The sequence below is a fragment of the Aquamicrobium sp. YD-1-mutant5 genome, from assembly GCF_059509755.1.
Window position 1 is genome coordinate 248,227 of the sequence record NZ_JCAKKP010000002.1, and the last position, 26,901, is coordinate 275,127.

Below are 26,901 nucleotides of genomic sequence, written 5' to 3' on the forward strand. Positions count from 1 at the left end.
GTCAGACGATTCCGTCTGCCTGCGAAATGCTCTGGAGTCTGACGCATGAACCGTGCGCTTCGCCTTCTCCGGCGCAGGCTGATCAGCAGCATTCCGGTGCTTCTGATCGTCATCGTCGGGGCCTTCTTCCTGCTGGAGCTTGCGCCCGGCGATGCTGCGGACGCTTATCTTCTGTCCATCGGCGGCGGCGATCCGGCACTGGTGCAGGCGCTGCGCCAGAGCTATGGCCTCGAAGGCTCCACCCTGTCGCGGCTATGGCTCTATCTCACCTCGCTCGCCCGGTTCGATCTCGGCTGGTCCGTCACCTTCAACCGGCCGATCGCGGGGCTGATCGCGGAGCGGCTGCCCAACACGCTGTGGCTGATGGTGGGCGCGGTCGGACTTTCCTTCACCGCCGGGTCGCTGCTCGGCATCGTTGCCGGCTCGAAGCCGGGAAGCTGGCGCGATCGCCTGCTCTCCACCGGCTCGCTGGCGCTTTATACGGTGCCGAGCTTCTGGCTCGGCCTCGTGCTGATCGTGCTGTTTTCCGTGCAACTGCGCTGGTTTCCAACCTCCGGCATCGAAACCATTGCCTCCGGCAAACAAGGGCTGGCGCGGGCGCGCGACATCGCATGGCATCTGGCCCTGCCAGTGGCAGCGCTCGGCCTGATCTATCTCGCCCTGTTCCTGCGCATGATGCGCGCCGGCATGGCGGAAGCCTGGCGGCAGGACTATGCGCTGGCAGCCCGGGCGCGGGGCATCGGCCCGGCGCGCATGGCCGTGTTCCACATAGCCCGCAACGCGCTGTTGCCGCTCGTCACCATGCTGGGCCTGCACGCCGCCTCGATGCTGGGCGGCAGCGTGGTCATCGAAAGCGTCTTCGCCATTCCCGGCTTCGGGCGGCTGGCGCAGGAGGCCGTGGCCGGGCGCGACGCGCCGCTGCTCACCGGCATCATCCTCGTCAGCGCCGTGCTGGTCATTCTCGTGAACCTTGCCGTCGACATGGCCTATGCGTTTCTCGATCCGCGCGTCGGCGCGAATGAGGTGGCGGCATGAGCGCCATAAAACGCCTCTTGCGGTCTCCCGCCGGCGTGGCCGGTCTGGTGCTGCTGGCACTGCTGGTGCTGGCCGCACTCAGCGCACCGCTTCTTTTTCCCGGCGATCCGCTGGCGATTGCCGGCCCGCCGCTGACGCTGCCCTTCACCGACCCGGCCTTTCCGCTCGGCACCGACCGGCTCGGCCGCAACGTGCTGGCCGGCCTGTTCCATGGCGCGCAGGCTTCGCTGGCCGTCGGGCTGGCGGCTGCCGCTGTCTCCATCATTTTCGGCGCGCTGGTCGGCACAATAGCGGGCTTTGCCGGTGGGCTGGTGGACGAGGCGCTGATGCGCGTCGTGGACGCTTTCCAGACCGTGCCGGGCTTTCTTCTGGCGCTGGCCTTCGTCAGCGTTTCGGGCGCGTCCCTGCCCGTGGTCATCCTCGCCATCGCGCTCGGTGCATGGACCGGCCCTGCCCGGCTGGCGCGCGCCGAGGTGCTGTCGATCCGCGAGCGCGACTATGTGGCGGCGGCGCGCGTCATCGGCATGCATCCGGCCGAGATCGCGCTGCGCGAAGTGCTGCCCAATGCGCTGCCGCCGGTGCTGGCTCTGGCGGCGGTGATCGTCGGCAACGCGGTGCTGATCGAATCTGCCCTTTCCTTCCTCGGCCTCGGCGACCCCAACATCGTCACCTGGGGCTCGATGATCGCGGAGGGGCGCAACGTGCTGCGCTCCGCGCCGTTCCTGTCCATCGTGCCGGGCATCGGCCTCGTCGTCACCGTGCTCGGCGTCTATCTGCTGGCCGAAGGGTTGTCCGATGCGCTGGCGAGCAGAAAGGCGCGGCCATGATGAGCGATGTGCTTGCCGCCCTGCGCGGGCTCACCGTGACCTATGGCAGCGCAGAAGCCGCGCATGTCGCCCTTCACGACCTCGACCTCGACATTCTCAAGGGCGAGCGGCTGGCCGTCATCGGCGAAAGCGGCTCGGGCAAGTCGACGCTGGCGCTGGCGCTGGGCGATCTCCTGCCGCCGGAAGCCCGCATTGCGGGCCGCATCGGCTGGCCGGGCTTTGCCGCGCCGCCGCGCGCCGGCCGCGATATCGGCTTTGTGTTTCAGGATGCGGGCGCGAGCCTCAACCCGGTCATCCCGGTCGGCCGGCAGATCGCCGAAGTCGCGCGCCTGCATCTCGGGCTCACGCGCCACGCGGCGCGGGAGCGCGCCCGCGCCTTGCTGGAACGGGTGCGCATTCCCGATCCCGGCCGCGCGCTTGCCGCCTATCCGCACCAGCTTTCAGGCGGCCAGCGCCAGCGCGTGGCGATTGCGGCGGCCATCGCGGGCGAGCCGTCGCTGCTGATCGCCGACGAGGCGACGAGTGCGCTCGACACCATCGTGCAGGCCGAAATCGTGGTGCTGCTCGACGAGCTGGTTCGTGCCGAAGGCATGACGCTGATCTTCATCACACACGACATCGCGCTCGCCTCCGGTTTCGCCGACCGCATCGCCGTGCTGCACGATGCGCGGCTGGTGGAGGCCGGCCCCGCCACAGCACTGCTCGGCGCGCCGAAAGAGGCCTACACGGCCAGGCTGCTTGCCAGCCATATCGGGCTCGACACGCCGCCGCTGATCACGGAGAAGCAGCCATGAGAGCGCCGCTGCTTGCCGTTCACAACCTCACCAGGACCTACCGCTCGGGCGGGCGCGAGGTGAAGGCGCTCGACAATGTGTCGATGTCGGTGGCGGCCGGCGAAACCATCGGTCTGGTGGGTCCGTCCGGCAGCGGCAAGTCCACGCTGGCGCGGGTGGTGATGCGGCTGATCGAGCCGGATTCCGGCACCATCGCCTTCGGCGACGAAAACCTCGGCGCGCTGAGCGGCAAGGCGCTGCGCGCCATGCGCAAGCGCATACAGATGGTGTTTCAGGACCCCTCCGCCGCCTTCAACCCGCGCGCCACCGTGGCCGACGTGCTGGCCGATCCGCTGCGCATTCACGGGCTCGCCTCCCGCGCCGAGCGCCCGCGCCGGATCGCGGAACTGCTGGACAGCGTGGGCCTGCCGGCACATCTCGCGGCGCGGCCCGTCCATGCCGTTTCCGGCGGCCAGCGCCAGCGCGTCGCCATTGCCCGCGCGCTGGCCACCGAGCCGGAGCTGATCGTGCTCGATGAGGCGGTGTCGGCGCTCGACGTCACCGTGCGCGGCCAGATCCTCGACCTGCTGGTTGCCCTGCAGCGCGAGCGCGGCCTTGCCTATCTGTTCGTCTCGCACGATCTGGCTGTGGTGCGCGCCGTCTCGCACCGCATCGCAATCATGGATCGCGGCCGCATCGTGGAAGCAGGCCCCGCCGCCACGGTCGTCGCCGATCCCCAATCGGAAACCGGCCGCGCGCTGGTCGCCGCCATCCCCCGCCTTCACACCTCCCAACCTCATGGGGAAGCATCCCGAAATGCCTGATTTCGACCGCCATTCGTTGCTCGACCTGCCGCCCTATCCTGCCGCGGGCTACGCAAGGCTTGTCGACCGCATCGCGGCGCTGGTCGGCACCGGCAACGACGTGGTGTTCGTGCAGGCGGAAGCCGTGGTGGCGCTGGAGGCGGCGGCGACCAGCCTCGGCCGGCCGGGCCTGCGCGCGCTCAACATCGTCACCAGCCCCTATGGCGAGCTGTTCGGCGGGTGGCTGAAGCGTGCGGGCGCAGAGGTCGTTGAACTGAGGGCCGAACCCGGCCTGCCCGTCACCGTCGAAGCGGTGGCGCAGGCGCTGGCCCACGCCGACCACATCGATCTGGTGGCGCTGGTGCATGCGGAATCGGCGTCCGGCATCCTTAATCCGCTCCCCGAAATAGCGGAGCTGGTGCGCGAAAAGGGCACGCTGCTGCTGGTCGATGCGGTGGCCTCCGCGGGCGGACACGAGCTGGATGTGGACGCGCTGGGCATCGACATCGCCGTCATCGGCCCGCAAAAAGGGCTGGGCGGACCGGCTGGCATTTCCGCGCTCTGCGTCAGCCCGCGCGCATGGCAGGCTATCGACCGGCCGGACGCGCCGCGGCACTCGGTGCTGTCGCTGGTGGATATAAAACGCAACTGGCTGGATGCGGGGCGCGGCGTGCTTTCCGGCATGCCGTCTGCGCTGGAGTTCCACGCGCTGGAAGCCGCGCTCGACCGGGTGGAGGCGGAAGGCATCGCCGGCACCGTCGCCCGCCATCTGCGCGCCCAGTGCGCCGCCCGCGCCGGTCTGCAGGCGCTCGGCGCGCGGCTGTGGGTCAGCGATGAAAACGAAGCCTCGCGGTTCGTCACCACCATTCTGCTCCCTGAAGGGCTGGATTCGCACAGGCTGGCGCAGCACGAGGCGGCGGTTGCGGCAGGCCTCTCCGCCGGGGTCGGCGCGGTGGCGTCGAGGCTGTTGCGCCTCGATCATACCGGCCCGCGCGCTGCCCGGGAAACGGTTCTGGCCGGCATCCGCGCCGTTGCCCGCGTCCTGCGCGAGGCGGGCGTGGCTGTCAGCGAAACGGCGGCCGAAGCCGCCGTCGATGCCGTCTGGAACGGTTGAAGCTACCCGTTCAGAACTTGTAGCTCAGGCCGAAGCGCAGGTCGTGCGAGCTGTCGATCCCGATCTTGCGGTCGAGACCGGCAGCGGAGAAGTCGGCGCTGCCATAGTCGGAGTAGCGGTATTCGGCCCTGACGATCGCCTTGTCGGTCACGGCATGCTCGATGCCGGTGCCGATGGTGAAGCCGGTATGGGTCTTGGAGCCGCTGACCGGATCGCGCGGCGTGGCCAGCCAGCCATTGGTGAAGGAGGCCTGGTGCTCGTATCCGGCGACGGCCACGCCGGCCGCGACGTAAGGCAGGTAGCGGCCATAGGCATAGCCGATGCGGCCCCTCAGCGCTCCCGACCAGCTCTGCTTCGACTTCAGCGTCGCATTCAGGTAATCCGACGCGTTGGCGCGGTAGATGCTGAACGTGTCCGGTCCGCCGGAGCTGTCGGCGATGTTGAGGTCGGCATCGACGCCGGCCACGAAGCCGTTGCCGAAGTCGTGATTGTAGCCGGCATAGACGCCGCCGAGGAAGCCTTCGAGGCGCTGCCTGTAGGAGCTGGTGTAGGATACGCCCGAGGCATCCAGCGCATAGTCGTTGCCGTTGCGCGACCAGTCGTGCCCGGCGCTGACGCCCGCATAGAAGCCGCTCCAGTCATAGGAAGCCGGCGCGACCATGCCGCCCTTCTGGGCAGCGATCGCCGCCATGATGCCGGCATCCGGGTCGGCGGGCTTCGAGGACATGCCCGGAACGCCGATCTTGGTGCTGAAGCCGGCGATGAAGGTGCGGCCCTTGCCGGCAAGCTGCACGCCGTCGCCGCTCAGCGGAACGGCATAGACCTTGTTGCCCACGTTCTCGACCGAGAAGAACAGCCGGCTCGCCTCGTTGAAGTCGTAGGAGCCGTAGATGTCGAACAGCGTGTGCGAGGGGACATCCGTGAAGGTCGCGTCGGGACCGAAAAAGTTGATGGTTGCATAGGTCCCCTTGCCGACATAGCGGGCCTTGCCGCCGAGGGTGAGCTTCTCGTCGAAGAAGCGCAGCCCCACATCGACCATTCCGTAATCTTCCGGCAGAATGTCGATGTCCGCATTGCCGCCAGCGCCGACCATGCCGCCAGTGGGGGTCTTGGTTTTAGCATTGGTGTAGGAGAAGTTGGCGTAGGCGAAGCCGGCATCGTAGCCGCCCTCGATCTCGACGCCGCGCATGCGGGTGGTGCCCGGCACGTTGATCCACATCGCCGTGTCGTACCAGCATTCGGCGGCGCCCGCGCAGCGCTCCATGCTGATGGTGCCGTTGGTGATGTAGTTCCTGATGCGGTTGTCGAAGTAGCCGACCTTCAGGCGCGCGGCGTCCTTTTCGAAGAACAGGTCGTTCCTGGCGATGTTGAAGCCCAGATCCCAGCCCTTGCTGGTTTCGGGCTTGAGATCCATGTTGTTGAAGATGCCGCTGCCGAGCTGCGCGCCGATGCCGACCAGACCCCAGAAGGACTCCTGCGCGGTGGGCGGACGGTAGGTGTGCGAATAGGCGGTGTAGAGCTGGAGCCAGTTGGTGGGGTTGGCCGCCAGCGTGAACTTCGGATTGACCTTGCCGCCATCGCGCGAGACATGCTCGGCCGGGCAGTTTTCCGGACCTACGGGACATTCGGCGGAGCCGCCCGCGCCCGTGCCCTGCGTTCTTGCCTGCCGGGTGCCGGAAAGGTGCCAGTGGTCGTAGCGCAGCCCGGTGATGAAATCGAACATGCCGTAGGACAGGGTCGCGTCGGTGAAGGCGCTGGCCTTGGCGAGCTTGCCCGGCTGGTTCACGCCGCGCCGCGCCGAAACGCGGTAGTCGTCCATGTGGTAGGACGCGCCATAGTCGAGCTTCAGGCCGAAGCCGTTGGTCAGGTCGAAGGTGCTGGTGTTGGTGATGTCGCCGCCGAAGGAGATGGCGTCGGTTTCACGACCCGCATAGCTGCCGCCGCCGGCGCCGGGGTCGTAGAGCATGTTGGCCTTGTTGTAGTAGAGGTTGATCTTCGTGTCGAAGAGATTGCTGTCCGGCGTGAAGGCGTAGTTCAGCGAATAGGTGTTGTTCTTCACCCCCCACATATAGCCGGAATTACGAAAATCATTGTCGTAATAGACCCAGCCCAGCTTCAGCGCATGGGTGTCGTTCGGCTTGATCTCGATCTTGCCGAGCCCGCCGAGCGGCCGGTTGCGCTCATAGAAGGTGGTGCCGTCGCCGTTGCGGTAGTCCTTGCTCTGGCTGTCGGCCCAGGCGCCCATGACGCTCATCTCGCCCTCGCCGCCATTGATGGCGGTGCGCATGCCGGCGGCGGTCATGCCGCTCCAGTCATAGCCGTTCGAGCCGACCTTCCATTTGGTCATCACGCCGGCGTTGGAGCCGGGAAGCAGGATGTCGTCGATGCCGATGGAGCGGAAATTGGCCGCGCCCGACAGCGTGCCCGAACCGGCCGCGCCCGAAACCGCACCGCGCGTGATGTCGACGCCCGCAATGAAGTCGGGCTGCAGATAGAGATAGGTGCCGCCATAGGCGCCGTGGCCGGCGCCGTTGCGGAAGGTCTGCGGCACGCCGTCGATCATGGAATTGACGCGGCCATAGCCGCTCATGCCGCGGATGTTGACGGAAAGTCCGGGCTGGTTGCCACCGGGGCGCGAGAAGGTGCCGGGCGTATTGCGCAGCGCCTGGTTGACGTCGCCGCCATAGCGCCCCTGCAGATTGGCGGCCGTGGTGGTGCTGACCGGCGCCGGCGTGCGGAACGGCGCATCGCCCATTCCCTGCGCGGTCACGTCGATGGTATCGAGCACCACCGAGCCGGCGCCACTGGCCGTGCCGGCGGCAGCGGGCACGGTCGAGATGGCGACCGTTTTGGCGGCGGTGAAGGAATAGCTCAGCCCCGTGCCGGACAACAGCCGCGACAGCGCGCCTTCGCGCGTTGCGGTTCCGCTGAAGCCTGCGGTCGTCTTGCCGGCCGCCGTGGAGGCCAGGAACGTGACCTGAAGCCCTGCCTGCCTGCCATAGGCGGTTATGGCCTGGCTGAGCGGGCCGGCCGGAATGTTGAAGCTGATCTGCGCAGACTGCGCCGTTGCCGGCCCGGTGGTGGCGGGCAGAAGAACGGCGAAGGCCGTGGTGCCGAGCAAGGCGGCGGCAAAGGCCCTGCGGCCGACCCTGAATACAGCCCGATTGCTGAACGCGTAACCCATTGCAGACGACTCCGATCGATCGAGAAAGATTTGGACTCGCCTGCCTGTTCGCTGGGTAACACGGTCTCCTGAGGCTGTTACAATCGGGGGCCGGAAATATTCGGGCCTGTCTGCAAATATTTTTTGCCGGCACGCGCCGGATGGGCACGAACAGGAAAAATGCGCGTCAGATCGGGGAAATCACCGTCAGGCCAGAAGAAAGCCGGCGCACGCGGGCGCCGGTCGGCTGCACCACGGCCTCCAGCGCGGCAAGGGGATCGCGCAGGTCGTAGAGACCGCTGACCCGCTGGGCGCCGATCGATGGGTGGGCGCTGACGACGGTGCCGGGTATCCAGCGGCTGATGCGGGCGACAAGGGCTGTCACCGTTTCCCGGTCGGCGACGATCGTGCTGTCACGCCAGCCTGCCACCTCTGCCGGCTCGCGCCTGCCGCGGGTGACCGTCGCGCTTGCGGGATCGTAGGACAGCCACTCCCCCAAGATCAGCATCTCGTGGAGCGCTGGCGCGGTTCCGGGGGCTGCCGCTTCCACGGTCCCTTCCGCAACGGCCATGCTGACGATGTCGGCATCGCTGGAAAGCTCGAAGGCCGTGCCGAGCGCCCTTGCCTCGACGCCATCGGCTGCGGCGATGAACGGCCGGGCGCGGTCGCGCGCCACGTCGAAGAAGCACATGCCCATCAGCAGTTCGACCCGGCGCTCGGTGCGCGTCAGGGTCATGGCGATCGCGGATTGGGGACCGAGCGTCGCCATGCTGCCGTCGGGCAGCTCGATGCGGCGGATCTCGCCCGTGCCGGTTACGTGGTCGGCCTGCGCGCGCACCAGCGCGCCGGGTATCGTCAGCGAGCCGAGGCCTGCCACGCCCGTCACGGCCAGCGCGCCGCCGATGAGGTTGCGCCGCGTGACGTTCCGCTGGCTGCGGCGCTGTTCTTCCAGAAACTGGCCGGACGCGCCATGGATGCCGCTGACACGGCTCCAGATGGCTTCGTGCCGTTCGCTGCGGGCGCGCCAGCTGCGCGCCATCTCTACCGGCACGGGATTGGCGGGGTCGTTCTGCATGCGGATGACGATATCGATGGCTTCCGACACGAGCCGATCAAATTCGTCTGAGTTCTCGCCCATGGAAAACCTTCAAGGCCGGTTGGTTGCACGCGACATGCGAACGCCTTCCTCATGATACAAAGCAGAGCGGAAAATATTCGCTCCCGTCACGCAAGAATCGGGGCGAAAGAATCTGAGCAGAAAAATCGCAAATCCGCCCCTGTTCCACCGACGCCTGTTCCACCCGGCGCCTATTCCACCCGAAGCAGAAGATGCCGGTAGGCGCGATGGACGAGTTCCCATGCGCGCGTGTTCGAAAGCCCCAGCCGCTCCGCCACTTCCGCAATCGTCATGCCATCGATGCGATGAAGAATGAAGGCCTCGCGCGTCTTGTCCGGCAATTCTTCGAGCGCATCGCCGATCTGCCGCAGCATCTGGCGCGAATAGACGAGTGTTTCCGCGGAGGGCGCGGGGTCGGCCACGCGGATCATGGCATCCTCGTCGACATAGACCGTGGGGTCTATGGCCTGCCTGCGGTGATAGTTGATGCTGAGGTTGCGGGAGACTTCAAACAGATAGGCGCGGGGATTGTGGTTCTGCGTCGCCTCGCCCGGCGGACTGGCCATGACGCGCAGGAACGTGTCCTGCGTCAGGTCGGCGGCCACGTCCTCCGCCAGCCCGCGGCGACGCAGCGCGCGGGCTATTTCCTTCGCATGTCTGCGGAACAGTTCCTGAAAATCCCAGGCCAACGCCCCGAACCTTTTTGTTTGTGCAAAACCGTTGCGCCTTAGCGGAAAGGTAAAAATCACGCAATGGCAACAGCTTAGAGCGAGATGAACGCATCTCGTGAAGTGGCGGGCCGCTGCTTCTGAAACTTAACTAAAATTATCATGTTAATATGGGGTTTGACCAGTTCCGCAGCCGGCACGGAATAAAAAAAGCCGGTATAACCGGCTTCTCTGGATCATCTTTTGTCCAAAGCTGGATCAATGGGGGGGTGGCTGGCTCGCGGGTCAGGCGCTGGCTGGCCCTTTTGGCTGGCTTTGGGGGAAACAGGTATTCTGAAAATCAGTCGTCTTGGTGGCCGCCGCTTTCTTCCTCGCTCCTGCCTCTGCGCCAGTAGGAAACGACGAGGTGGTCGGCCCGGGAAAGTTTGACCTCCTTGCGCAGATAGGTGCGGATGGCGCGGAAGGCATCGAACTCGCAGGCGGCCCACGCATAGATTTCGCGGCCATCCTTCGGGAAGGACACGCCCTTCACCGCATCGGCGAGCTGCGTGGTGGTTCCGGCTTCCGCGCCGTTGCGGTGCAGCCAGCGGATTTCAAAGCCTAGCGGGGCGGCAAGCGCCTGCTCCTCGCCGGCATCGGCCACCTCGACGATGACATGGCCGCGTGCCTGCGGCGGCAGGGCTTCCAGCATGCGCCCGATTGCCGGCAGTCCGGTTTCGTCGCCGGCGAACAGATACCAGTCCGCCTCCTTCAGGCCGCCGCCGCCGGGGCCGATAATGCCCATGGGCTGGCCGATGGCGGCATGGCGCGCCCAGTCCGCCCCCGGCGCGGTTCCCGGTCCGCCCTCCGTGTGGGCATCGCCGTGGAGAACGAAGTCGAGATCCATGGTTCCCGCCGCCACATCCACCTTGCGCACCGTGTAGACCCGCAGGCGGGGCCGGTGCTCGCCATCCGGCCAGCGCACGATGCCGTTGGGGTCGAGCGTCGGCCATTGTGGCGTGGGCGTCTCAGGATGCTGGACGAGGATGCGCAGGTGCAGCGCCTCCAGCGTATCGAAGCGGGAGAGATCGTCGCCGCGCAAGGTGATGCGCCGCATATGCGGGGTGACGTCGCGGACGGACGCCACCTCCATGATGCTGAAATTGGGCGGCACGGTCAGGTCGCTGCCGTCACCCGTCCAGGCGATGCGAAAAGCCTCGTCGCCCACGAACTGCATGACCTGCTCGGCGATGGTCATCTTGACCAGATAGAGCATGTCGAGGCTGGAAGCTTCGGCGCGGACCAGCAGGCGGCCGGTTTCGCTCTCGAAGCTGCTGGTCCACAATTCGGTCGAGGCATCGAGCGCATTGTCCCAGCGGGAAAGCTCCGCGCCATAGAGCTTCAGATGGTCGCCGATCCTGCTGATGAAGGCCGGCGAATTGCCAAGTTCGATCCGGGCTTCGGTGAAATATCCGGTCATGTGAACTCTCCTTGTGTCTGCGTGCGTGAAACCGCAGGCGGTGCCCGCGGTTCTTGCCGCGCCGGCCCGCAGCGTGCGGGCTCAGGCCATCGCGCCTGCCGTGCTGGCTGCCTTCAGGCGCTGGCGGGCCTTTTCGAGCGCATCTGCCTCGCTTGTCGCCAGCACCATGGGATAGGGCGAGGCCTTGGAGCGACCGGGCAGGGCCAGTTCCATGGCCTGCCGTTCCGCTTCGTCCTCGAAGATGAAGACGGTTGCCGCGACCAGCCGTCCAAGCTCGGCCTTGCGCGCCTTCATCCACAGCACCATCGGCTTGCCGGCGCCCGGCTGCGGCCGGTCGCCCTCGCGCACCACGACGACCATCGCGCGGCCACGCGCCAGAAGCGCATCATATTCCGCGACCCAGTCGCGGCCATCCTGCTCGGTTTCGAGCGCGCCGACGCCCAGATGGATGTCGGGTTCAAGTTCGCGGAAGAATTTCATGTCGCTACTCCTCGATAATGATCAGGCTTCATCCATGGCGGCAGCGGCGGGCGCCGCGCGGCGGCCACGCACGGCAATCGCCAGCGCAAGGGCTGCGATCAGGCCGCATATGCCGGCGATCCCGGTGGCGAACGAAAAGCCATGGGCGAAGGCTGAGGTCAGCAGCTCCCGGAAGGTGTCGGGCGCCATGTCGAGCCCGGCCGGCATGGCGTGGCGGCGCACGGCGCTGCCGGCAAGGGCTGCGGCGTCCGCCACGCCCGAGCCGGCCAGCGTGTCGCTCATGGAGGCGATGGCGCGGGCGCCCATCACCGTGCCCAGAAGGGCGATGCCGATGGTCATGCCGCCCTGGCGCAGCGCATTCATGGTGGCCGAGGCCGTGCCGGTGCGCTCGCGCGGCGCCGCCTCCATGGCCGCGGCCCCGGTCGAGGGCACCGCCAGACCCATCCCGATGCCCAGAAGGGCAAAGAGCGGGGCGATCGCCAGATAGGAGGTGTGCGAGGTGAACAGCACCATGGCCAGCATGGACCCTCCCAGAAGCACATAGCCGAGGATCATCAGCCGCCGCAGCCCGTGCGCCCGCGCCAGCCGGCCGAACAGCGAGGCGAACAACGCCATGGCCGCGAACACCGGCGCCATGCGCCAGCCGGCCTGCGTGGCCGACCAGCCCTGCGCCTTCTGCAGGAACAGCGAAAACAGGAACAGGCTGCTGTAGCCGGCAAATCCCAGAACGAAGGAGGCGAAGTTCACCGAGGCAAAGGCGCGGTCGCGGAACAGGTCGACCGGCAGAACGGGCTTTGCCGCCCGCATCTCGGCCACGATGAACAGCACGAGCGCGACCACGGCGACGGCCAGCGCCGTCATCACCACCGGCGCACCCCAGCCGGCGTTCCCGGCGCTGATCAGCGCATAGGTGAGCGCGCCCAGAAACACCACGCTCAGCAACTGGCCGGCCGGATCGAGGGCGGCGTGATCGGGATCGGAGCTTTCCCTGATGCCGGCCATGCCCAGCACAAGCGCTGCCGCGCCGACCGGCAGGTTGATGAGGAAGATGCTCTGCCAGCCGATATTGTCGACCAGCAGCCCGCCCAGCATCGGGCCGACGATCAGGGAAATGCCGCTGAACGACGACCAGCCGCCGATGACATGGGCGCGCTCGCCCGGATCGGGGAAAGCCTGCGTGAGGATGGAAAGCGCCCCGGGAATGACCAGCGCGCCCGCAATGCCCTGCAGCGCGCAGCCGGCGATCAGCACGGCGAGCGAAGGTGCTGCCGCGCAGATCGCCGAGCCGGTCACGAACAGCGCAACGCCACCGAGCCACGCGCGCTTGCGGCCATAGCGGTCGCCGATGGGGCCGGCCGAAAGCATGAAGGCCGACAGGCACAGCGCGTAGGAGCCCACCACCCATTGCAGGCCGGCGAGATCGGTGGACAGCCCGGTCTGAATGGCGGGCAGCGCCACGGTGACGATGCTGATGGCGAGCGTGGCCATGAAAGTGCCGAGATAGACGGCGGCGACCGCCATTCCTTTGCGGGATCCGGGGCTTTTTGGCGAGTTGGGCATGCGTGTAAAACCGTAATGTTGAGTTTATTACTCATCATTATATTATCGACCGACCGTCGGTCAATAGCTTGATTGTTTGCCAAACCCGTCCAATATGCAATAGAGCACCGATGGAGCGGCCGGCGGGCCGCCTCTGTGAGGAAGCATGTGAAAACAACCAGATAGGATGTTTTCACCGCATGGACGGGGCGAAAATCGTCAGGCCCTGATGAAGGAACGCAATGGAGTGGCTGGAATGAGCGCAGCGACAAGCCCTCGCCCGGAACCGTCATCTGAACCGGAATCGGATGTGAAACCGGAAATGCCGCGCGCGCGCCGCCAGCGCCGGGTTCTGCCGGCGGAAGTGCGCACCGGGCACCTGATCGCGGCGGCGGCCGAGCTGTTCCTTTCAAAGGGTCTGGATGCCACCACCGTCGATGACATCGTGGCAAGGGCCGGTGTCGCGAAGGGCACCTTCTATCACTATTTCACGACCAAGGCGGATGTGCTGCTGGCGCTGCGGTCGCGCTTTTCGCAGGACTTCAATTCACGCGCGCAGGCCGCCATCGATGCCTGTGCGCCGGATGACCATCATGCCCGCTTCAGGGCATGGCTGCGCGGTGCCGTCAGCGCCTATGTCGCCAATTTCCGCCTGCATGACGTGGTGTTCCACGACTTCACCCATGACCGCCGCCGCTCGCAGGAAAAGGATATGGTGATCGACCAGCTGGCTGCCCTGCTGGACGCGGGGCAGAAGGCCGGCGCATGGAACCTGCCCGACACCCGCGCCGCCGCCTTCATCCTGTTCGACGGCATGCACGGCGTCGTCGATGACGCCATCGCCTCCGCCCGGCTGGACCCGGAACCGCTGTGCGAAATTCTGGAAGACATGCTGGGGCGGATGCTGACGCGCTAGAGCAGTTCCAGCAAAAGTGCGAAGCGATTTTGCGTCCGGAACTGCGTAGAAACAAAGAGATAGAGCATTGGAGGTGATCCCTTTTTCACCGAAAATGCTCTGGATCATTTCACCGTTTCACGGCATCGATGAAATGATCTGTCCGTTTGTTTTGCCGCGTTTATGCGACGCCAAATCTATCCATTTGGCTGCAAGATGCTCTGAAGGCAGCTGTTGCCCGAACCGCAGGCGCTTTCGCAGTCGGGCGGGTTCACCTGACCGCGCACAGATGCGGTAACCACAAAGGGTCCGAGTCTTTGCCCCTATGCGATGACCGGCGCAGGATCGCTGGCCGGTCCGATCGCAATTGCCGCCGCGATTGCTCCGTCGCTGTCAGGGAACGTTACCGCGCCGCCGCCTGCGCGGCATGCAGCGTGCGGTAGCGTCCGTCCGGCCGTCCCAGCAGCTCGGCATGGCTGCCTTCCTCCACGATGCGGCCCTGCTCCACCACCAGAATGCGGTCGGCATTGGCGATGGTCGCCAGCCGGTGCGCGATCACCAGCGTGGTGCGGCCCTCCGACAGGTCCGCCAGCGACTGCTGGATGGCCCGTTCCGTCTCGGTGTCGAGCGCCGAGGTCGCCTCGTCGAGGATCAGGATCGGCGGGTTCTTCAGGAAGATGCGGGCAATGGCCAGCCGCTGCTTCTGCCCGCCCGACAGTTTCACGCCGCGTTCGCCGATCACGGTGTCGAGGCCGGCCGGCAGCGCGGCGATAACCTGGTCGAGCCGTGCGCGGCGCGCGGCATCAGTGATCTCGGCCTCGCTGGCGTCCAGCCTGCCATAGGCGATGTTCTCGCGGATGGTGCCGGCGAACAGGAACACGTCCTGCTGCACGATGCCGATATGCGAGCGCAGCGACTTCAGCGTCATGTCGCGTATGTCGATGCCGTCGATCAGGATCGATCCGGCCTCCACCTCGTAGAAGCGCGGCAGCAGCGAGCAGATCGTGGTCTTGCCGGCGCCCGACGAGCCGACGAAGGCCACCGTGTCACCCGCCCTGACCTTCAGGTTGAGGGCCTCGAACACCGGCCGGTCCGAACCGTAGCCGAAGCGCACATCGCGATATTCGATGTCGCCCTTCAGCCCGCGGGCCTCGATGGCGCCCGGCCGGTCGGCGATGTCGGGCCTTGTGTCGAGGAAGCGCAGGTAATGCTGGAAGCCGGCAATGCCCTTCGGATACATCTCGATGATGGTGTTGATCATCTGCAGCGGCTGGAAGAACACGTTGACCAGCAGCAGGAAGCCGACGAAGCCGCCCGGCGTCAGCTCGCCATGCACCACGAACCAGGAGCCGGCCAGCATCACCACCACCTGCACGAACCGCATGGACAGGTAGGAGAGCGACATGGACGCCGCCATCACCTTGTAGGCTTCCAGCTTGGTGGCGAGATAGTTGCGGTTGTTCTCGGCGAACAGCCTGCGCTCGTGGTCCTCGTTGGCGAAGGCCTGCACCACGCGGATGCCGCCGACATTCTCCTCGATGCGGGCGTTGAACTCGGCCACGCGCCCGTATATGGCGCGCCAGGTGCGGGTCATGCGCCCGCCGTAATACATGGTGATGAAGGCCGACAGCGGCAGGATGATGGCCGTGATCAGCGCCAGCGGCACATGCACCCACAGCATCAGCAGGAAGGCGCCGATCAGCGTCATCACGGCGATGAACACGTCCTCGGGGCCGTGATGGGCGACCTCGCCGATCTCCTCCAGATCCTTGGTCAGCCGCGCTACCAGATGGCCGGTCTTGATGTTGTCGAAGAAGCCGAAGGAGAGCTTCTGGAGATGGTCGAAGGCCTTGCGGCGCATCTCGGTCTCGATGCGGATGCCGAGCATATGGCCCCAGTAGGTGACGATCACGTGCAGGCCGGCGCTCGCCGCATAGACGACCAGCAGGCCGAGCGCTGCAAGCGCGATCACGCCGAGATTGCCGGTCGGCAGCAGCCGGTCGATGAACACCGTCACCGCCATGGGGAAGGCCAGTTCCAGCAGGCCCGCCACCACCGCGCTGCCGAAATCGAGCGCGAACAGCTTGCGGTGCGGCCGGTAATAGGTGGCGAACCGCTTCATCACGTCGCGTTTCCGGAGCGGCTGGTCAGCAGTCCGCAATGCAGTATCGGTCATCGCCGCTTCCATTCCCGCGCTGGGGTTGATTGATCCGGGTGTCGCCGGGTCCGCAGCCTGCCTCGGCGTGGCGCGAAATGGCGATGCCTGTCGGTTTTCATGGGTACGCCGCGGGCCGGACTGCATGCGTCTTTCGCGATGCGCCGGCGCGGCCTCCCGCAATTCGCCCCTTTCGAGTCGGAGCCGCGGCACTATCGTCCGCCGGCGCGCCTTCTTCAAGCGGCTTTCCGCGCCCAGTTCGCGCAAACCGATGAGGCCAGCACCATTGCACTGAAAAAATTCGCAAAATGCCCCTTGAACCTCTAGCCGCTAGAGAAACTACAGTGGCCGGACTGGAAGAAGGAATTGCATCATGACCCGGTCAGGACCATCAGGCGGCGGCAATGCGGAAGCGCTCGTCTTCCGCGTCGAAGGCATGGATTGCGCCAGTTGCGCGGGCACCATCACCACAGCACTTGGCCATCTGCCCGGCGTCTCGGATGTCAATGTTTCGGTGACGCGGGAACGGCTGGCGCTGTCGCTCGATGTGGCGCAGACCCCGGTGGGCTCCATCGAAAAGGCCGTGCGCAGCCTCGGTTTCGAGCCGACCCTGTTGGATGGCAAGGCCGGTTCCCCGCTGCCGTCCGCCGAAGCCGATGCGCATGAGCACGGGCATGCCCACACCCATGCACACGACCACGCCCATGGCGCGGCTTGCGATCATGACCATGGCCATGACCACGCCGATGACCAAGTCACTGCTGCCCCTGCCTCCCCTGCCGCTTCGGCTCCCCCTTCCGCCCGCAGCGAAAAGCCGTGGTGGCAAAGCGTGAAGTCGCGCCATGCGGCGCTGGGCGTGGTGCTGGTGGCGCTGGCCTTCGCGGCCGAGTTCATCTGGCCGGCAAGCAGCCGCTATGTGTTTTCGGTGGCAACGCTGGTGCTGGTGGCGCCGATCGCCAGACGTGCCTTCGCGGCGGCGCGCATGGGCGCGCCGTTCACCATCCAGATGCTGATGAGCATCGCCTCCATCGGCGCGCTGATCATCGGCGCGGTTGAGGAAGCGGCGGTCGTGGTGCTGCTGTTCCTCATCGGCGAGGTGCTGGAAGGCATGGCGGCGGCAAGGGCGCGCTCGGGCATCAAGGCGCTGGGCTCGCTCATTCCGCGCACCGCCATGGTGGCGGAAGGCAGCAGCCTGCGCGAGGTCGCCACCGATGCGCTGGCCATCGGCCAGACCGTGGTGTGCCGCCCCGGCGACCGCATCCCGGCCGACGGCGTGGTGGTCGCCGGCGTCTCAAGCGTCGACGAATCGCCGATGACCGGCGAAAGCATTCCCGTCGCCAAGCAGGAAGGCAGCAACGTCTTTGCCGGCTCCATCAACCATGACGCCTCGCTGCGCATCCGCGTCGAGCGCGCGCCGTCCGACAATACCATCGCCCGCATCATCGCGCTGGTGGAGGACGCGCAGGAAGCCAAGGCGCCGACCGAGCGCTTCATCGACCGCTTCTCGCGCGTCTACATGCCCGCCATCGTGGCGCTGTCGGCGCTGGTGGCCATCGTGCCGCCGCTGGCCGGCTTCGGCACCTGGGACGAGTGGATCTATCGCGGCCTTGCCCTGCTGCTGATCGGCTGCCCCTGCGCGCTGGTCATCTCCGTTCCGGCGGCCATCGCCTCCGGCCTGTCCACCGGGGCCCGGCAGGGCATGCTGATCAAGGGCGGCGCCGTCATCGAGACGCTCGCCCAGACGAAGACCATCGCCTTCGACAAGACCGGCACGCTGACGCTCGGCAAGCCGAGGGTGACGGACGTGGTCGCCGCCGATGGCGACGCGGCACGGCTGATCGCGATTGCGGCGGCGATAGAGCGCGAATCCAGCCATCCGCTGGCCACGGCGATCGTCGATCATGCGACGGAGCTTGCCGCCCCCTTCATCGCAGGCGAGGACATCCGCGCCATAGCCGGCCGTGGCATGGAAGGCCGCGCCGGCGGGCAGGCCATCTTCATCGGCGCGCCGCGCTTTGCCGGCGAGGCGGGCAGCGTGTCGAAGGAACTGGCAGAGGCCGCCGCCGCACTGGAAAGCGACGGCAAGACCGTGGCGGTGATTGTAGCCGACGGCGTGGCCGCCGGCCTCGTCGCCATGCGTGACGAACCGCGCCCGGATGCCGCCGCGGGCATCGCCGAACTGTCGCGCCTCGGCATCGACAGCGTGATGTTGACAGGTGACAACGCCCGCACCGGCAACGCCATCGGCAAAAAGCTCGGCATGCAGGTGCGGGCCGAATTGCTGCCGCAGAACAAGGTGGAGGAAATCCGCAAGCTCGCCGCCAACGGCAAGGTCGTCATGGTCGGCGACGGCATCAACGACGCCCCTGCCCTTGCGGCGGCCAGTGCCGGCGTCGCCATCGGTTCCGGCACGGATGTGGCCATGGAAACAGCGGACGCCGCGCTGATGGGCAGCCGCATCGGAGACGTCGCCGGCATGATCCGTCTGTCGCGCGCCACCATGCGCAACATTCACCAGAACGTCGCCATCGCGCTCGGGCTGAAGGCGGTGTTCCTCATCACCACCGTCACCGGCCTGTCGGGCCTGTGGATCGCGGTGCTGGCCGACACCGGCGCCACCGTTCTGGTGACGATGAACGCCATGCGCCTGCTGGCTTTCAGGCCGTCGAAGCCGGTCCACTGACTGCGGCGCTTCAAACAGAAAAGGCGGCTCCGTCGAAAAACGGAGCCGCCTTTTTCATGGGTGATCCCGAAGGCGGGACCGGATGCTGAAAATCAGCCGAATACGCTGCGCACCTGCGAGTGGACGCGGTTGAAGGCCGCCTCGGCACCGGCGATGACGCGGGCTTCTTCTTCCGCCGACAGGTCGACGGCGTCGAGCGCTGCGGTGAAGGTGCGCCAGTGCAGGCCGCGACCTTCCGGCGCGCCGGCCAGATGGCGGGCGCCGAACTCTTCCGAAAGGCCGAGCTTCAGCGCATCCTTGAGCAGGAAGGCAGCGCCCAGATTGGAGCCTTCGGCGACATAGAGCCAGCCCATGGCAGTTGCCACATCGGCCTTCTCGCCGGCCTTGAACGCCGGCTCGCCCTCATAGGCGGGAATCTCGAAGCCGAGGTCGGTCAGGTCCTGCCCGATCTGCTTCAGGCGGCGGCGGCCCTGAAGGTCGGGCAGCAGGCCGTCGAGCGCCGCATCGTCGTAAAGCGCATCGATCTCGCGGTGGAAGGCGTGCTGGACCTTCACGAACAGCGCGTAGCGCTCGCGGCTGGCGAAGGGCTCGCCCGCCATGATCGATTTGTCGAGGCGCTCATGGGTGTCGCCCGTGGCCGCTTTCAGCCGCTTGGAGCGGGAAAGCTCGGTGGGTCGGTCCAGAACGGCGGCGTCGGTCATGATCAAAATCCCTCGATTGCTGGTGGCTCGCGCCCGCTGCCGGGCACGCGTCGGAGTTTTACCGTCAGGCTGGGGCTCCTTGAGCGGCCGGGCGCGGCATCAATAAGACATTCATGTAGTCATGGCCGGCGCCGTTGTCTATCGCAAGATTGGCGCAGCCCGCATCGTCTTTGGCGCATCCGTTCCAAACCGCGGGCGACATGCGAAACGCCTCCCGCCGCGGGCCGCGCTCAACGGAAAAATGCATCTTCCCAGGCTCCCCATTCATGGTTTTTCCTTCCATATTGCGGCGCAGGGGGTGGCGACGGAGATCCTGCTCCACGGCGAAAACGCAAAGACCCGGCGCGCTGCCATGCTCAGCGGATGATCGTCAGGAAGGGCAGCCGGGTGATGCGGATCGGCAATGTCTGCTCCATGACCTCAAGCACGGCCTCCGGGTCGCGCAGATCGAACACGCCGGTCACTTCCAGCGCGCTGAGGCTTGCGCCCGCGACAAGGATGGAGCCGCTGCGATAGCGGCCGATTTCCGCCACCACGTCGCCCAGCGGCCGGCGATTGAAGATCAGCTTGCCGCGCCGCCACGCGGTTTCAATCTCGGCATCGACGCTTTCCGCCGGCGCGAAAATGCCATCGTCGCCATAGCGCACGCGCTGATCGGCATGGGCGGTGAGCGGCGAGGCCTCCTGTCCCGGCCCCGATATCGCGACCACGCCCTCCAGCACGGTCACGGCGACTTCGCGCGGCCGGATATCGACATCGAAGACGGTGCCGACGGCACGCGCGTGCCCACCCTGCGCATCGACCACAAAGGGGCGCGCCGGATCATGGGCGACCGTAAAGGTCGCCTGTCCCCTGAACAGGCGCAGACCTCGCCGGGCTTGCGTGAAATCGACGGACAATGCCGTGTCGGCATTGAGGAAGGCGGTGGAGCCGTCCGGCAGGGCAATGCTGCGCTGCCCGGCAATGCCGGTCGTGTGATCGGCGAACAGATGGGGGCCCACGATCCCGCTGCCATAGAGGGCTGCTCCCGACACCGCGACCGCTGCGCCGCCCAGTATGGCGCGGCGGGTGACGCGCTGCCGGTGGGCGTCGCGCAGGCCGCTGCCGGCGATGCCCAGCCCGTTCCAGATGGCTTCGGCCTCAAGTGCCGCTTCCTCATGTCCGGGGCTGCGGTTGCGCCATCGGGTGAAGGCGGCATGGTCCGCCTCGGAAGCCCGGCCGGAATGAAGCTTCACCAGCCATTCGAGCGCTTCGTCGCTCAGCGCCGTATCGGCATGCCCTTGCCTGCCATCCGCTTTCATGAGCCGGCCGCCTCCACCTCACTGGTCATGCTTTGCTCCGCACAGGCAGGGAGCCCTGCATGGGAGCCCCTACAGCAAGGACGAAACGGAGCGGGGAATATTGCACTTCGGCCCGCGAAAAAAATCAGAGCTGGTCGCGAAAGTGATCGCGGCAATGCCGCAGCGCGTGCACCAGATAGCGCGCCACCATGCTTTCAGAAACGCCGAGCCGCCCCGCGATCTCGCGATGGGTGAGACCGTCGCAGCGGTTCATCAGCAGCGCCTTGCGCGGCCTGGCGGGCAGTTGCGACAAGGCCAGAACCAGCAGCCGCAACTGGTCGCGGTCGATGACGACGCGTTCCGGCGAGGGGCAGGCATCCTCGATGGCTGCCAGCACCGCCTCGTCGCTGATGCAGCGTCCGCCATGGCGGTTTTCCCTGCGGGCCAGATCGATGGCGATGTTGCTGGCCACCCGCAGAATGAAGGCATGCTGGTCGCGGATGTCGATCGGCCCGCCCTTCATGCGCGAAAGCCTGAGCCAGGTTTCCTGAAGGGCGTCCTCTGCCAGTTCGTGTGAGCCGGTCTGCCGCTTCAGCCGCGACCGCAGCACGCTCCACTGGCGCAGGTAGAGGGAGATCAGTTCGTGATACGCGTCCGGGGCAGTCGCATTCATCGCTTTCGCTGCTTTGCAGGAACGGGAACGACAACCCTCTTAGCGACATTGAAAAAATCACGCAACGTCAATGATTTGGAGGCGTTCTAAGCTTTCCTCCTGCAACGCGCTGCACGTTGCTGTCCTTCGCATGCTGCCCGCAGCCGGTTTCCGCTTCCGGGCGGCGTGCATCTGTGTTGAAGCGCCATGCGCGCGGCAGCACATGGCGCTTCACGGGCCTCAGGCGGCTTCGGCCCGCTCGGGCAGCGGCAGCCCGAGCCACTCCTCGTAGAAGGCGTCGATATCCGGCTCGAAATCGTGGATCACCGGATACCACGGGGTCGGCGCCTCGACGTCGAGCAGGTCGCCCGAAATGGGGCAGTAATATTCGCGGATGACCTGCCATGTGCTGGTGGGCGCCATCAGCTTCGGATAGAGCTCCTCCATCTCCTGCGGCGTCTCGCGCACCCGCATCACCGCATGCAGCTTCCAGTTCTCGCGCCAGTCGCAGAACTCATGCCCGGCATGGCTCTTGACGACCCAGCGCCTGTCGCCGGCGCGCTGCACGATGTAGAGCCTGGGGCCGAGCGGCAGGATGATGCGGTCATCCCACGGCACCTGCTCCTGCAGGATTTCCAGATACATCTGGAAGCGTTCGCGGTCCTTGGGCGTGGACAGCATGGTGTGCAGCGTGTCGCGGTCGATCTTGCCGTCGACGAGGTCTTTGATCTTCGCTTTTGTGTAGGCCATTTTTTCCTCCTCATTGTGGTGACGGGGCTGATGACGGGCGCTCCGGTGCGGAGCGCCCGCGGCGCATCATTCGTCGACGAACTGAACGGTCTTCACGTCCGGAAGCTCGGAAATATCCATCGAATATTCGCGGCCGTAGGACGGGATCGGCAGATCCGCTTCCAGAAGCTGCCAGTCGTCCGGCAGATCCCAGAACTTGCGGAAGCCCTTCGCCCAGTCCGGCCCGAGCTTGAACGAAGCTGCGAACATCTGCTGGACATGCACGCCCGCATCCTTGGCCAGAATGCGCTTGCGCTCCTTCGCCATCCACTCCTTCGTCGGCACGGCTTTGGCCAGACGCTCCTTGCGGATCTCCGCGCGCCTTGCCTCTGTGCGGGCCTCATCGACCCCCACCAGCCCGTCGGCCGTCTTCACCAGCACCACGCCGTAGACCGTGTCGGCGAAACGGTCGAGCAGGTAGCCGCCATTGACGTCGTCGGCCACCTTCTGCGGCTCGCGCTCCAGCGGATCGCCGAAGCCGGGACCGCCGCGCATGTAGTTCAGGTAGAGGTCGTAGTCCTTGAACATCGCCTCGGTGGTGATGGCCTGCTTGTCGCGCTTGATCTTCGCGTCGGGCAGCATGGCGTCCCAGGTTGGGTTCTGCGGGTCGGTGTCGCCGCCGGAGGGGATTTCGCCGCCATCGGCGATGATCTTCTCCAGATTGGTGTCGTGCGCGCAGAAGCGGTAGCCTGAGGCTGCCGGATAACCGCCCATCAGGCCCCAGTCGGAGCTGATATGGCCGTTGCCCATGAAGAACATGGTCCAGTCCTTGGCGTTCCAGACCATGCGCAGCGACTGGAACCCGCAGCCGCCGCGATACTTGCCGGCACCGCCCGACGAGGCCTTGATCTCGCGGCCGAGATAGATGAGCGGCTCGGCCAGCTCCCAGATCTCCATGTCGCCCATGTCGCCTTCCGGGTTCCAGATGGCGGCGGCATGGCTGATGCCGTCGGCGATGGCGGAGGCGCCGACGCCGTTGGCCGCGCATTCGAACGAGTTGACGGCGTGGATCTCGTCATACTGGTTGAACCCGCCGCCCTGCAGCCAGTTGGAGGTGTTGGCGTTGCCGGAATTGACCTCTTCCAGATAGCCACGCCCGAAATAGGCCCGGCTGAGGCCGCGCCACAGCGAGGTCCACGACGAAACCAGGAAGTGCCATGAGTAGCTGAAGGCCACGCGCCGGTCGTCCGGATTCATCCACGTTCCCTTCGGCAGGCGGAATTCCGTGCCGTAGGCCGCCCCGTCATTGATCATCTCGGTCGGGATCAGCGTCTGCGTCATCATCACCCAGATGCCCGAGGTGAAGGAGACGGCATGGGCGTTGTAGGTGTGCCAGCCCCAGCGCGACGAGCCCTCGAAGTCCAGCCGCCATGTGCCGTCCTTGCGGATCGTCATCTCCGAAGGCGTGTGCATGATGGTGTCGACCTTGGCGAAGTCGGACGGCACCCGCACGTCCTCATGCTCGTAAGGCACGTCGACGAAACCGACCTGACGATACTTGCCGGGGATGGTCATCGCCTTGATGCGGGCCTGAAGGCCGACACGGCCATGCTCGACCGCCTCATAGGCAAACTTCCAGTAGGCTTCGATGCCTTCGTCGGCGATCACCTGCTCGACCAGATCGCGGATCATGTGGCAGCCGGCGACGCGGGTGCGCTCATCCAGCATCCAGTAGCGCGTGGTGCGCACCATGCGCTGCGATTCATGCAGCCAGTCGCGGAACAGCGTGTCGTCGGCACCGATCTTGCGGCAGGTGATGGAATAGCCGTCGCCGAAGCGCTGCACCTGTCCGGTCGACATCGAGCCCGGACCCACCGAACCCGTATCGATGACGTGGGTGACGCCGCCCACCCAGCCGATCAGCTTCTCTTCGTGGAAGATCGGCACGATGGTGTGGATGTCGCAGGGGTGCACGTTCCCGATCAGGGAGTCGTTGTTGCAGAAGATGTCCTTGTCGTTGATGCCGGGGTTATGCTCCCAGCCGTTCTCGATCATGTATTTGATCGCCGCACCCATGGTGCCGACATGGATGATGATGCCGGTCGAGGTGAGGATGGCGTCGCCGGCGGCGTTGTAGAGGGTGAAGCAAAGTTCACCTTCCTGCTCGACGATCGGCGAAGCCGCGATTTTCTTGGCCGTCTCGCGGGCGTCGACGACGCCGGCGCGGAGCCGCGAAAACAGCTTGTTGTAGAGAATGGGCTGGCTATCGCGCAGCTCCATCTTGCTGATGCCGCCATAGTGGCCGGTCTTCTTCGTGGCATCCATCAGGCGGTCGCGGTGCTCTTTCAGAGTCTCGCCGCCCCGCACGATGCCGTCCAGTTTCGTGTGCATGTTCATCTTGGTCTTCCTCCCTAGATTTCCTTCAGGTGGAACAGGCGGTGGCCGTCCAGATAGGTTTCGAAGCCGCCCGGCACGACGAAGGTGGTGGCGTCGGATTCGATGATCGCAGGCCCCTTGATGCGGTTGCCGGGACGCAGCGTCTCCATCTGGTAGAGCTGGGCATCCACCCACTTCCCGTGCCGGTAGAATTTGCGGGTGCCGAGCTTTGCTTCCTCCGGCGGTGTTTCGCCGCCCTCTTCCTCGAAGGGGATCTTCGGCTTCGGGATCGGAACCGTGCCGCGCATGATGGCGCCGGTGACGGAATAGCCAAGCTCAGGCGAGCGGGCGGACGCGGCATAGACGCGGCCATAGGTATCGTTGAAGGCTTCGACGAGGCTGTCCCAGTCGCCGGCGGTCACGGCGGTGTCGATCGGGCTCTCGATTTCCAGATCGTTGAGCTGGCCGCGATACTGCATGCGGAAGCCCGGCTGGAGCGTGACCTGGTCGGCGCTGTAGCCGTTGAGCGCGAACTCTTCCAGAACGCGGTGGGCGAGTTCCTGCCACGCATCGTTGAGCTGGGCGACCTGCTCCTGCTTTTGCGTGTCGGCTGCTTCCTGCGGAAGGTTGATGTCGAGCGACTTGTCGTAGCGATACTCGAAATCCGCGGCCGCGCAGCCGAAGGCCGAGAAGCCCGCCGCCCATGCCGGAACAATGACGTCCTCGAAGCCCAGACCCTCGGTATAGCCATAGGTGTGGACCGGCCCCGCCCCGCCATAGGAGAAGCAGGTGAAGGAGCTCGGGCTGTAGCCCTTGGAGGAAATCATCGAGCGCACATAGTCGCGCAACTCGCTGTCCAGAAGCTCGATGACGCCGGCCGCTGCTTCCTCCACGGTGAGGCCGAGCGGATCTGCCACCTGCTCCTTCATCGCGTTCCAGGCGCGTTCGCGGTCGAGCTTCACCTGCCCGCCCAGGAAGTTGTCCGGGTTGAGATAGCCGAGGATGACGTGGCAGTCGGAGATGGTGACGGTCTCGACACCGGATTCCGCCCAGCACACGCCGACGCGATAACCGGCGCTGTCCGGTCCGAGCTTGATTGCCTTGGTGTAGGGGTCGAGGCGGATGTAGCTGCCCGCGCCGGAGCCGACCGAGTCCATCGCCACCAGCGGCAGCGACAGCACGAGACGGGCCATGTCCGGGTCGTTGCGGATCGACAGTTCGCCCTGCGTGATCAGCGCCACGTCGAACGAGGTGCCGCCGATATCGGAGCAGGCGATGTTCTTGTAGCCCAGAACCTCGCCCAGATATTTGGCGCCGATGACGCCGCCGATCGGCCCGGAAACGATGGTGCGGGCCAGTTCCTTGGCCTTCCAGGAAATGGTGCCGCCATGGGTGGCCATCACCCGCATGTCGAATTTCGAGCCATGTTCCTTGAACGACCCCGAAATCTTCTGGAGCGTCTTTCTGGAAGGCTCTGCGGCGAAGGCTTCGAGGATGGTGGTGTTGGTGCGGTGGGTTTCCTTGCGCACCGGATAGTAGTCGGTCGACGCGAACACCGGGATCGACTTGCCGGACCTGTCGACTTCCTCCTGCACGATGTCGCGCACGCGGCGCTCATGGGCGGGGTTCTTGTAGCTGTGCAGGAGCGAGATGACGATGCCTTCTACGTCCTGCTCGATCAGTTCGCGGGCGGCCGTGCGCGCCATTTCCTCGCGCAGCGGGATCACGACCTTGCCGAACATGTCGACGCGCTCCATCACGCCGCGCGTGAGGTGACGCGGCACCAGCGGATCGTCGAAATAGTGGGTGTTGAGGTGGATGCGGTCTTCATAGGCGAAACCGAGATAGGCCTGAATGGCGCGGCCCATGCGGTGGAAGTCTTCCATGCCGGCATTGACGATGAGGCCCGTGCGCAGGCCCTTGCGCTGCACGACGCGGTTGAGCATCGCCGTGCCGGAATAAACGCCGGTCTGAATGGTGGAAACCGCCTCGTCGAGGGTCATTCCCCATTGGCCAAGTCCCTCGCGCGAGCTTTCGATCAGCCCGAGCGCTTCGTTTTCAGGCGTCGATTGCGCCTTGCCGACAACGAACTCTCCGTCGGAATCGACGAAGAACGTGTCGGTCATGGTGCCGCCGGCATCGATGCCGAGCACCTGGACCGTGCGACTGTTCTGTTTGTCCAATTGCATTGAATATCCTCCCTTCAGGACCACGTCCGCAATGTCGGGACAGGTCGCAGGGGGGACTGTGAAGGCAGAACGGACAGGCCGGGTGTCCGATTTTCGGACACCCTGACGGACATGTTGCGGACGCGAAGAAACAGGGCGCAGCCGAACCCGCCACGGCGTTTTTCATCGCCGCCGGATGCTCTTCGGCAAACCGGAAATGCAATGAAAACAGGCACAAGGCGCAGGAATCCGATATTTTCCGGAATGGTCGGGCTTCCGCGATC

The 26,901-nt window shown here is 65.9% G+C and carries 21 protein-coding genes; 8 read left to right on the forward strand and 13 right to left on the reverse strand.

Annotation, left to right across the window (positions count from 1 at the left end; all coding sequences use genetic code 11):
• The first annotated feature begins 45 nt into the window (after nt 1–45).
• From AC5XE7_RS03780 to AC5XE7_RS03800, 5 genes are read left to right on the forward strand one after another with little or no spacing between them, the layout of a single operon-like run.
• Nucleotides 46–1,035, forward strand: coding sequence for an ABC transporter permease (locus AC5XE7_RS03780; RefSeq protein ID WP_495364863.1), 990 nt, complete (start codon nt 46–48; stop codon nt 1,033–1,035).
• Nucleotides 1,032–1,862 (forward strand): ABC transporter permease, encoded by an 831-nt coding sequence (locus tag AC5XE7_RS03785; protein ID WP_495364864.1) that lies wholly within the window; start codon nt 1,032–1,034, stop codon nt 1,860–1,862. The genes AC5XE7_RS03780 and AC5XE7_RS03785 overlap by 4 nt, the downstream gene beginning before the upstream one ends.
• On the forward strand, nt 1,862–2,656 hold the full coding sequence (locus tag AC5XE7_RS03790; RefSeq protein ID WP_495364945.1) for an ABC transporter ATP-binding protein: 795 nt from the start codon (nt 1,862–1,864) through the stop codon (nt 2,654–2,656). The genes AC5XE7_RS03785 and AC5XE7_RS03790 overlap by 1 nt, the downstream gene beginning before the upstream one ends.
• Nucleotides 2,653–3,459: an ABC transporter ATP-binding protein gene (locus AC5XE7_RS03795; RefSeq protein WP_495364865.1), complete on the forward strand. Its 807-nt coding sequence runs from the start codon at nt 2,653–2,655 to the stop codon at nt 3,457–3,459. The genes AC5XE7_RS03790 and AC5XE7_RS03795 overlap by 4 nt, the downstream gene beginning before the upstream one ends.
• Entirely contained in the window at nt 3,452–4,552 is a 1,101-nt protein-coding gene (locus AC5XE7_RS03800) for a pyridoxal-phosphate-dependent aminotransferase family protein (protein ID WP_495364866.1), read from the forward strand. The genes AC5XE7_RS03795 and AC5XE7_RS03800 overlap by 8 nt, the downstream gene beginning before the upstream one ends.
• Before the next feature lie 10 nt (nt 4,553–4,562).
• On the opposite strand, the gene AC5XE7_RS03805 is transcribed toward AC5XE7_RS03800, so the two are convergent.
• From AC5XE7_RS03805 to AC5XE7_RS03830, 6 genes are all read right to left on the reverse strand, one after another.
• The gene (locus AC5XE7_RS03805; protein ID WP_495364867.1) at nt 4,563–7,736 is read right to left on the reverse strand and encodes a TonB-dependent receptor domain-containing protein; all 3,174 of its coding nucleotides are present in this window, start codon (nt 7,734–7,736) and stop codon (nt 4,563–4,565) included.
• A gap of 166 nt (nt 7,737–7,902) precedes the next feature.
• A complete protein-coding gene (locus AC5XE7_RS03810) occupies nt 7,903–8,853 on the reverse strand; it encodes a FecR family protein (RefSeq protein WP_495364868.1) in 951 nt (316 codons plus the stop codon).
• A 170-nt stretch (nt 8,854–9,023) separates the two neighbouring features.
• On the reverse strand, nt 9,024–9,521 hold the full coding sequence (locus tag AC5XE7_RS03815) for an RNA polymerase sigma factor (RefSeq protein ID WP_495364869.1): 498 nt from the start codon (nt 9,519–9,521) through the stop codon (nt 9,024–9,026).
• Between the two features lie 319 nt (nt 9,522–9,840).
• Complete coding sequence (locus AC5XE7_RS03820) at nt 9,841–10,959, reverse strand: siderophore-interacting protein (protein WP_495364870.1); 1,119 nt, start codon at nt 10,957–10,959, stop codon at nt 9,841–9,843.
• A gap of 81 nt (nt 10,960–11,040) precedes the next feature.
• Complete coding sequence (locus AC5XE7_RS03825; protein ID WP_495364871.1) at nt 11,041–11,439, reverse strand: hypothetical protein; 399 nt, start codon at nt 11,437–11,439, stop codon at nt 11,041–11,043.
• A gap of 21 nt (nt 11,440–11,460) precedes the next feature.
• Nucleotides 11,461–12,960: an MFS transporter gene (locus AC5XE7_RS03830; RefSeq protein WP_495364872.1), complete on the reverse strand. Its 1,500-nt coding sequence runs from the start codon at nt 12,958–12,960 to the stop codon at nt 11,461–11,463.
• A 274-nt stretch (nt 12,961–13,234) separates the two neighbouring features.
• Here AC5XE7_RS03830 and AC5XE7_RS03835 point away from each other — a divergent pair, with 274 nt between their 5' ends.
• Entirely contained in the window at nt 13,235–13,894 is a 660-nt protein-coding gene (locus AC5XE7_RS03835; protein WP_495364873.1) for a TetR/AcrR family transcriptional regulator, read from the forward strand.
• A gap of 382 nt (nt 13,895–14,276) precedes the next feature.
• On the opposite strand, the gene AC5XE7_RS03840 is transcribed toward AC5XE7_RS03835, so the two are convergent.
• On the reverse strand, nt 14,277–16,049 hold the full coding sequence (locus AC5XE7_RS03840; protein WP_495364874.1) for an ABC transporter ATP-binding protein: 1,773 nt from the start codon (nt 16,047–16,049) through the stop codon (nt 14,277–14,279).
• Nucleotides 16,050–16,401: 352 nt separating this feature from the next.
• On the opposite strand from AC5XE7_RS03840, the gene AC5XE7_RS03845 reads away from it, so the two are divergent.
• Nucleotides 16,402–18,711 (forward strand): heavy metal translocating P-type ATPase, encoded by a 2,310-nt coding sequence (locus AC5XE7_RS03845; RefSeq protein ID WP_495364875.1) that lies wholly within the window; start codon nt 16,402–16,404, stop codon nt 18,709–18,711.
• A gap of 92 nt (nt 18,712–18,803) precedes the next feature.
• On the opposite strand, the gene AC5XE7_RS03850 is transcribed toward AC5XE7_RS03845, so the two are convergent.
• Entirely contained in the window at nt 18,804–19,412 is a 609-nt protein-coding gene (locus tag AC5XE7_RS03850; protein ID WP_495364876.1) for a biliverdin-producing heme oxygenase, read from the reverse strand.
• 121 nt (nt 19,413–19,533) lie between these two features.
• Between AC5XE7_RS03850 and AC5XE7_RS03855 the strand changes: the two genes are divergently transcribed.
• Nucleotides 19,534–19,779: a hypothetical protein gene (locus AC5XE7_RS03855; protein WP_495364877.1), complete on the forward strand. Its 246-nt coding sequence runs from the start codon at nt 19,534–19,536 to the stop codon at nt 19,777–19,779.
• On the opposite strand, the gene AC5XE7_RS03860 is transcribed toward AC5XE7_RS03855, so the two are convergent.
• From AC5XE7_RS03860 to AC5XE7_RS03880, 5 genes are all read right to left on the reverse strand, one after another.
• Complete coding sequence (locus tag AC5XE7_RS03860) at nt 19,769–20,713, reverse strand: FecR family protein (protein ID WP_495364878.1); 945 nt, start codon at nt 20,711–20,713, stop codon at nt 19,769–19,771. The two genes, AC5XE7_RS03855 and AC5XE7_RS03860, sit on opposite strands and share 11 nt — an antisense overlap.
• A gap of 124 nt (nt 20,714–20,837) precedes the next feature.
• Entirely contained in the window at nt 20,838–21,365 is a 528-nt protein-coding gene (locus AC5XE7_RS03865) for an RNA polymerase sigma factor (protein ID WP_495364879.1), read from the reverse strand.
• 219 nt (nt 21,366–21,584) lie between these two features.
• On the reverse strand, nt 21,585–22,094 hold the full coding sequence (locus AC5XE7_RS03870; protein WP_495364880.1) for an acetone carboxylase subunit gamma: 510 nt from the start codon (nt 22,092–22,094) through the stop codon (nt 21,585–21,587).
• A gap of 66 nt (nt 22,095–22,160) precedes the next feature.
• Nucleotides 22,161–24,470, reverse strand: coding sequence for a hydantoinase B/oxoprolinase family protein (locus tag AC5XE7_RS03875; RefSeq protein ID WP_239801595.1), 2,310 nt, complete (start codon nt 24,468–24,470; stop codon nt 22,161–22,163).
• Between the two features lie 14 nt (nt 24,471–24,484).
• A complete protein-coding gene (locus AC5XE7_RS03880; protein ID WP_495364881.1) occupies nt 24,485–26,638 on the reverse strand; it encodes a hydantoinase/oxoprolinase family protein in 2,154 nt (717 codons plus the stop codon).
• Between the last annotated feature and the right edge of the window lie 263 nt (nt 26,639–26,901).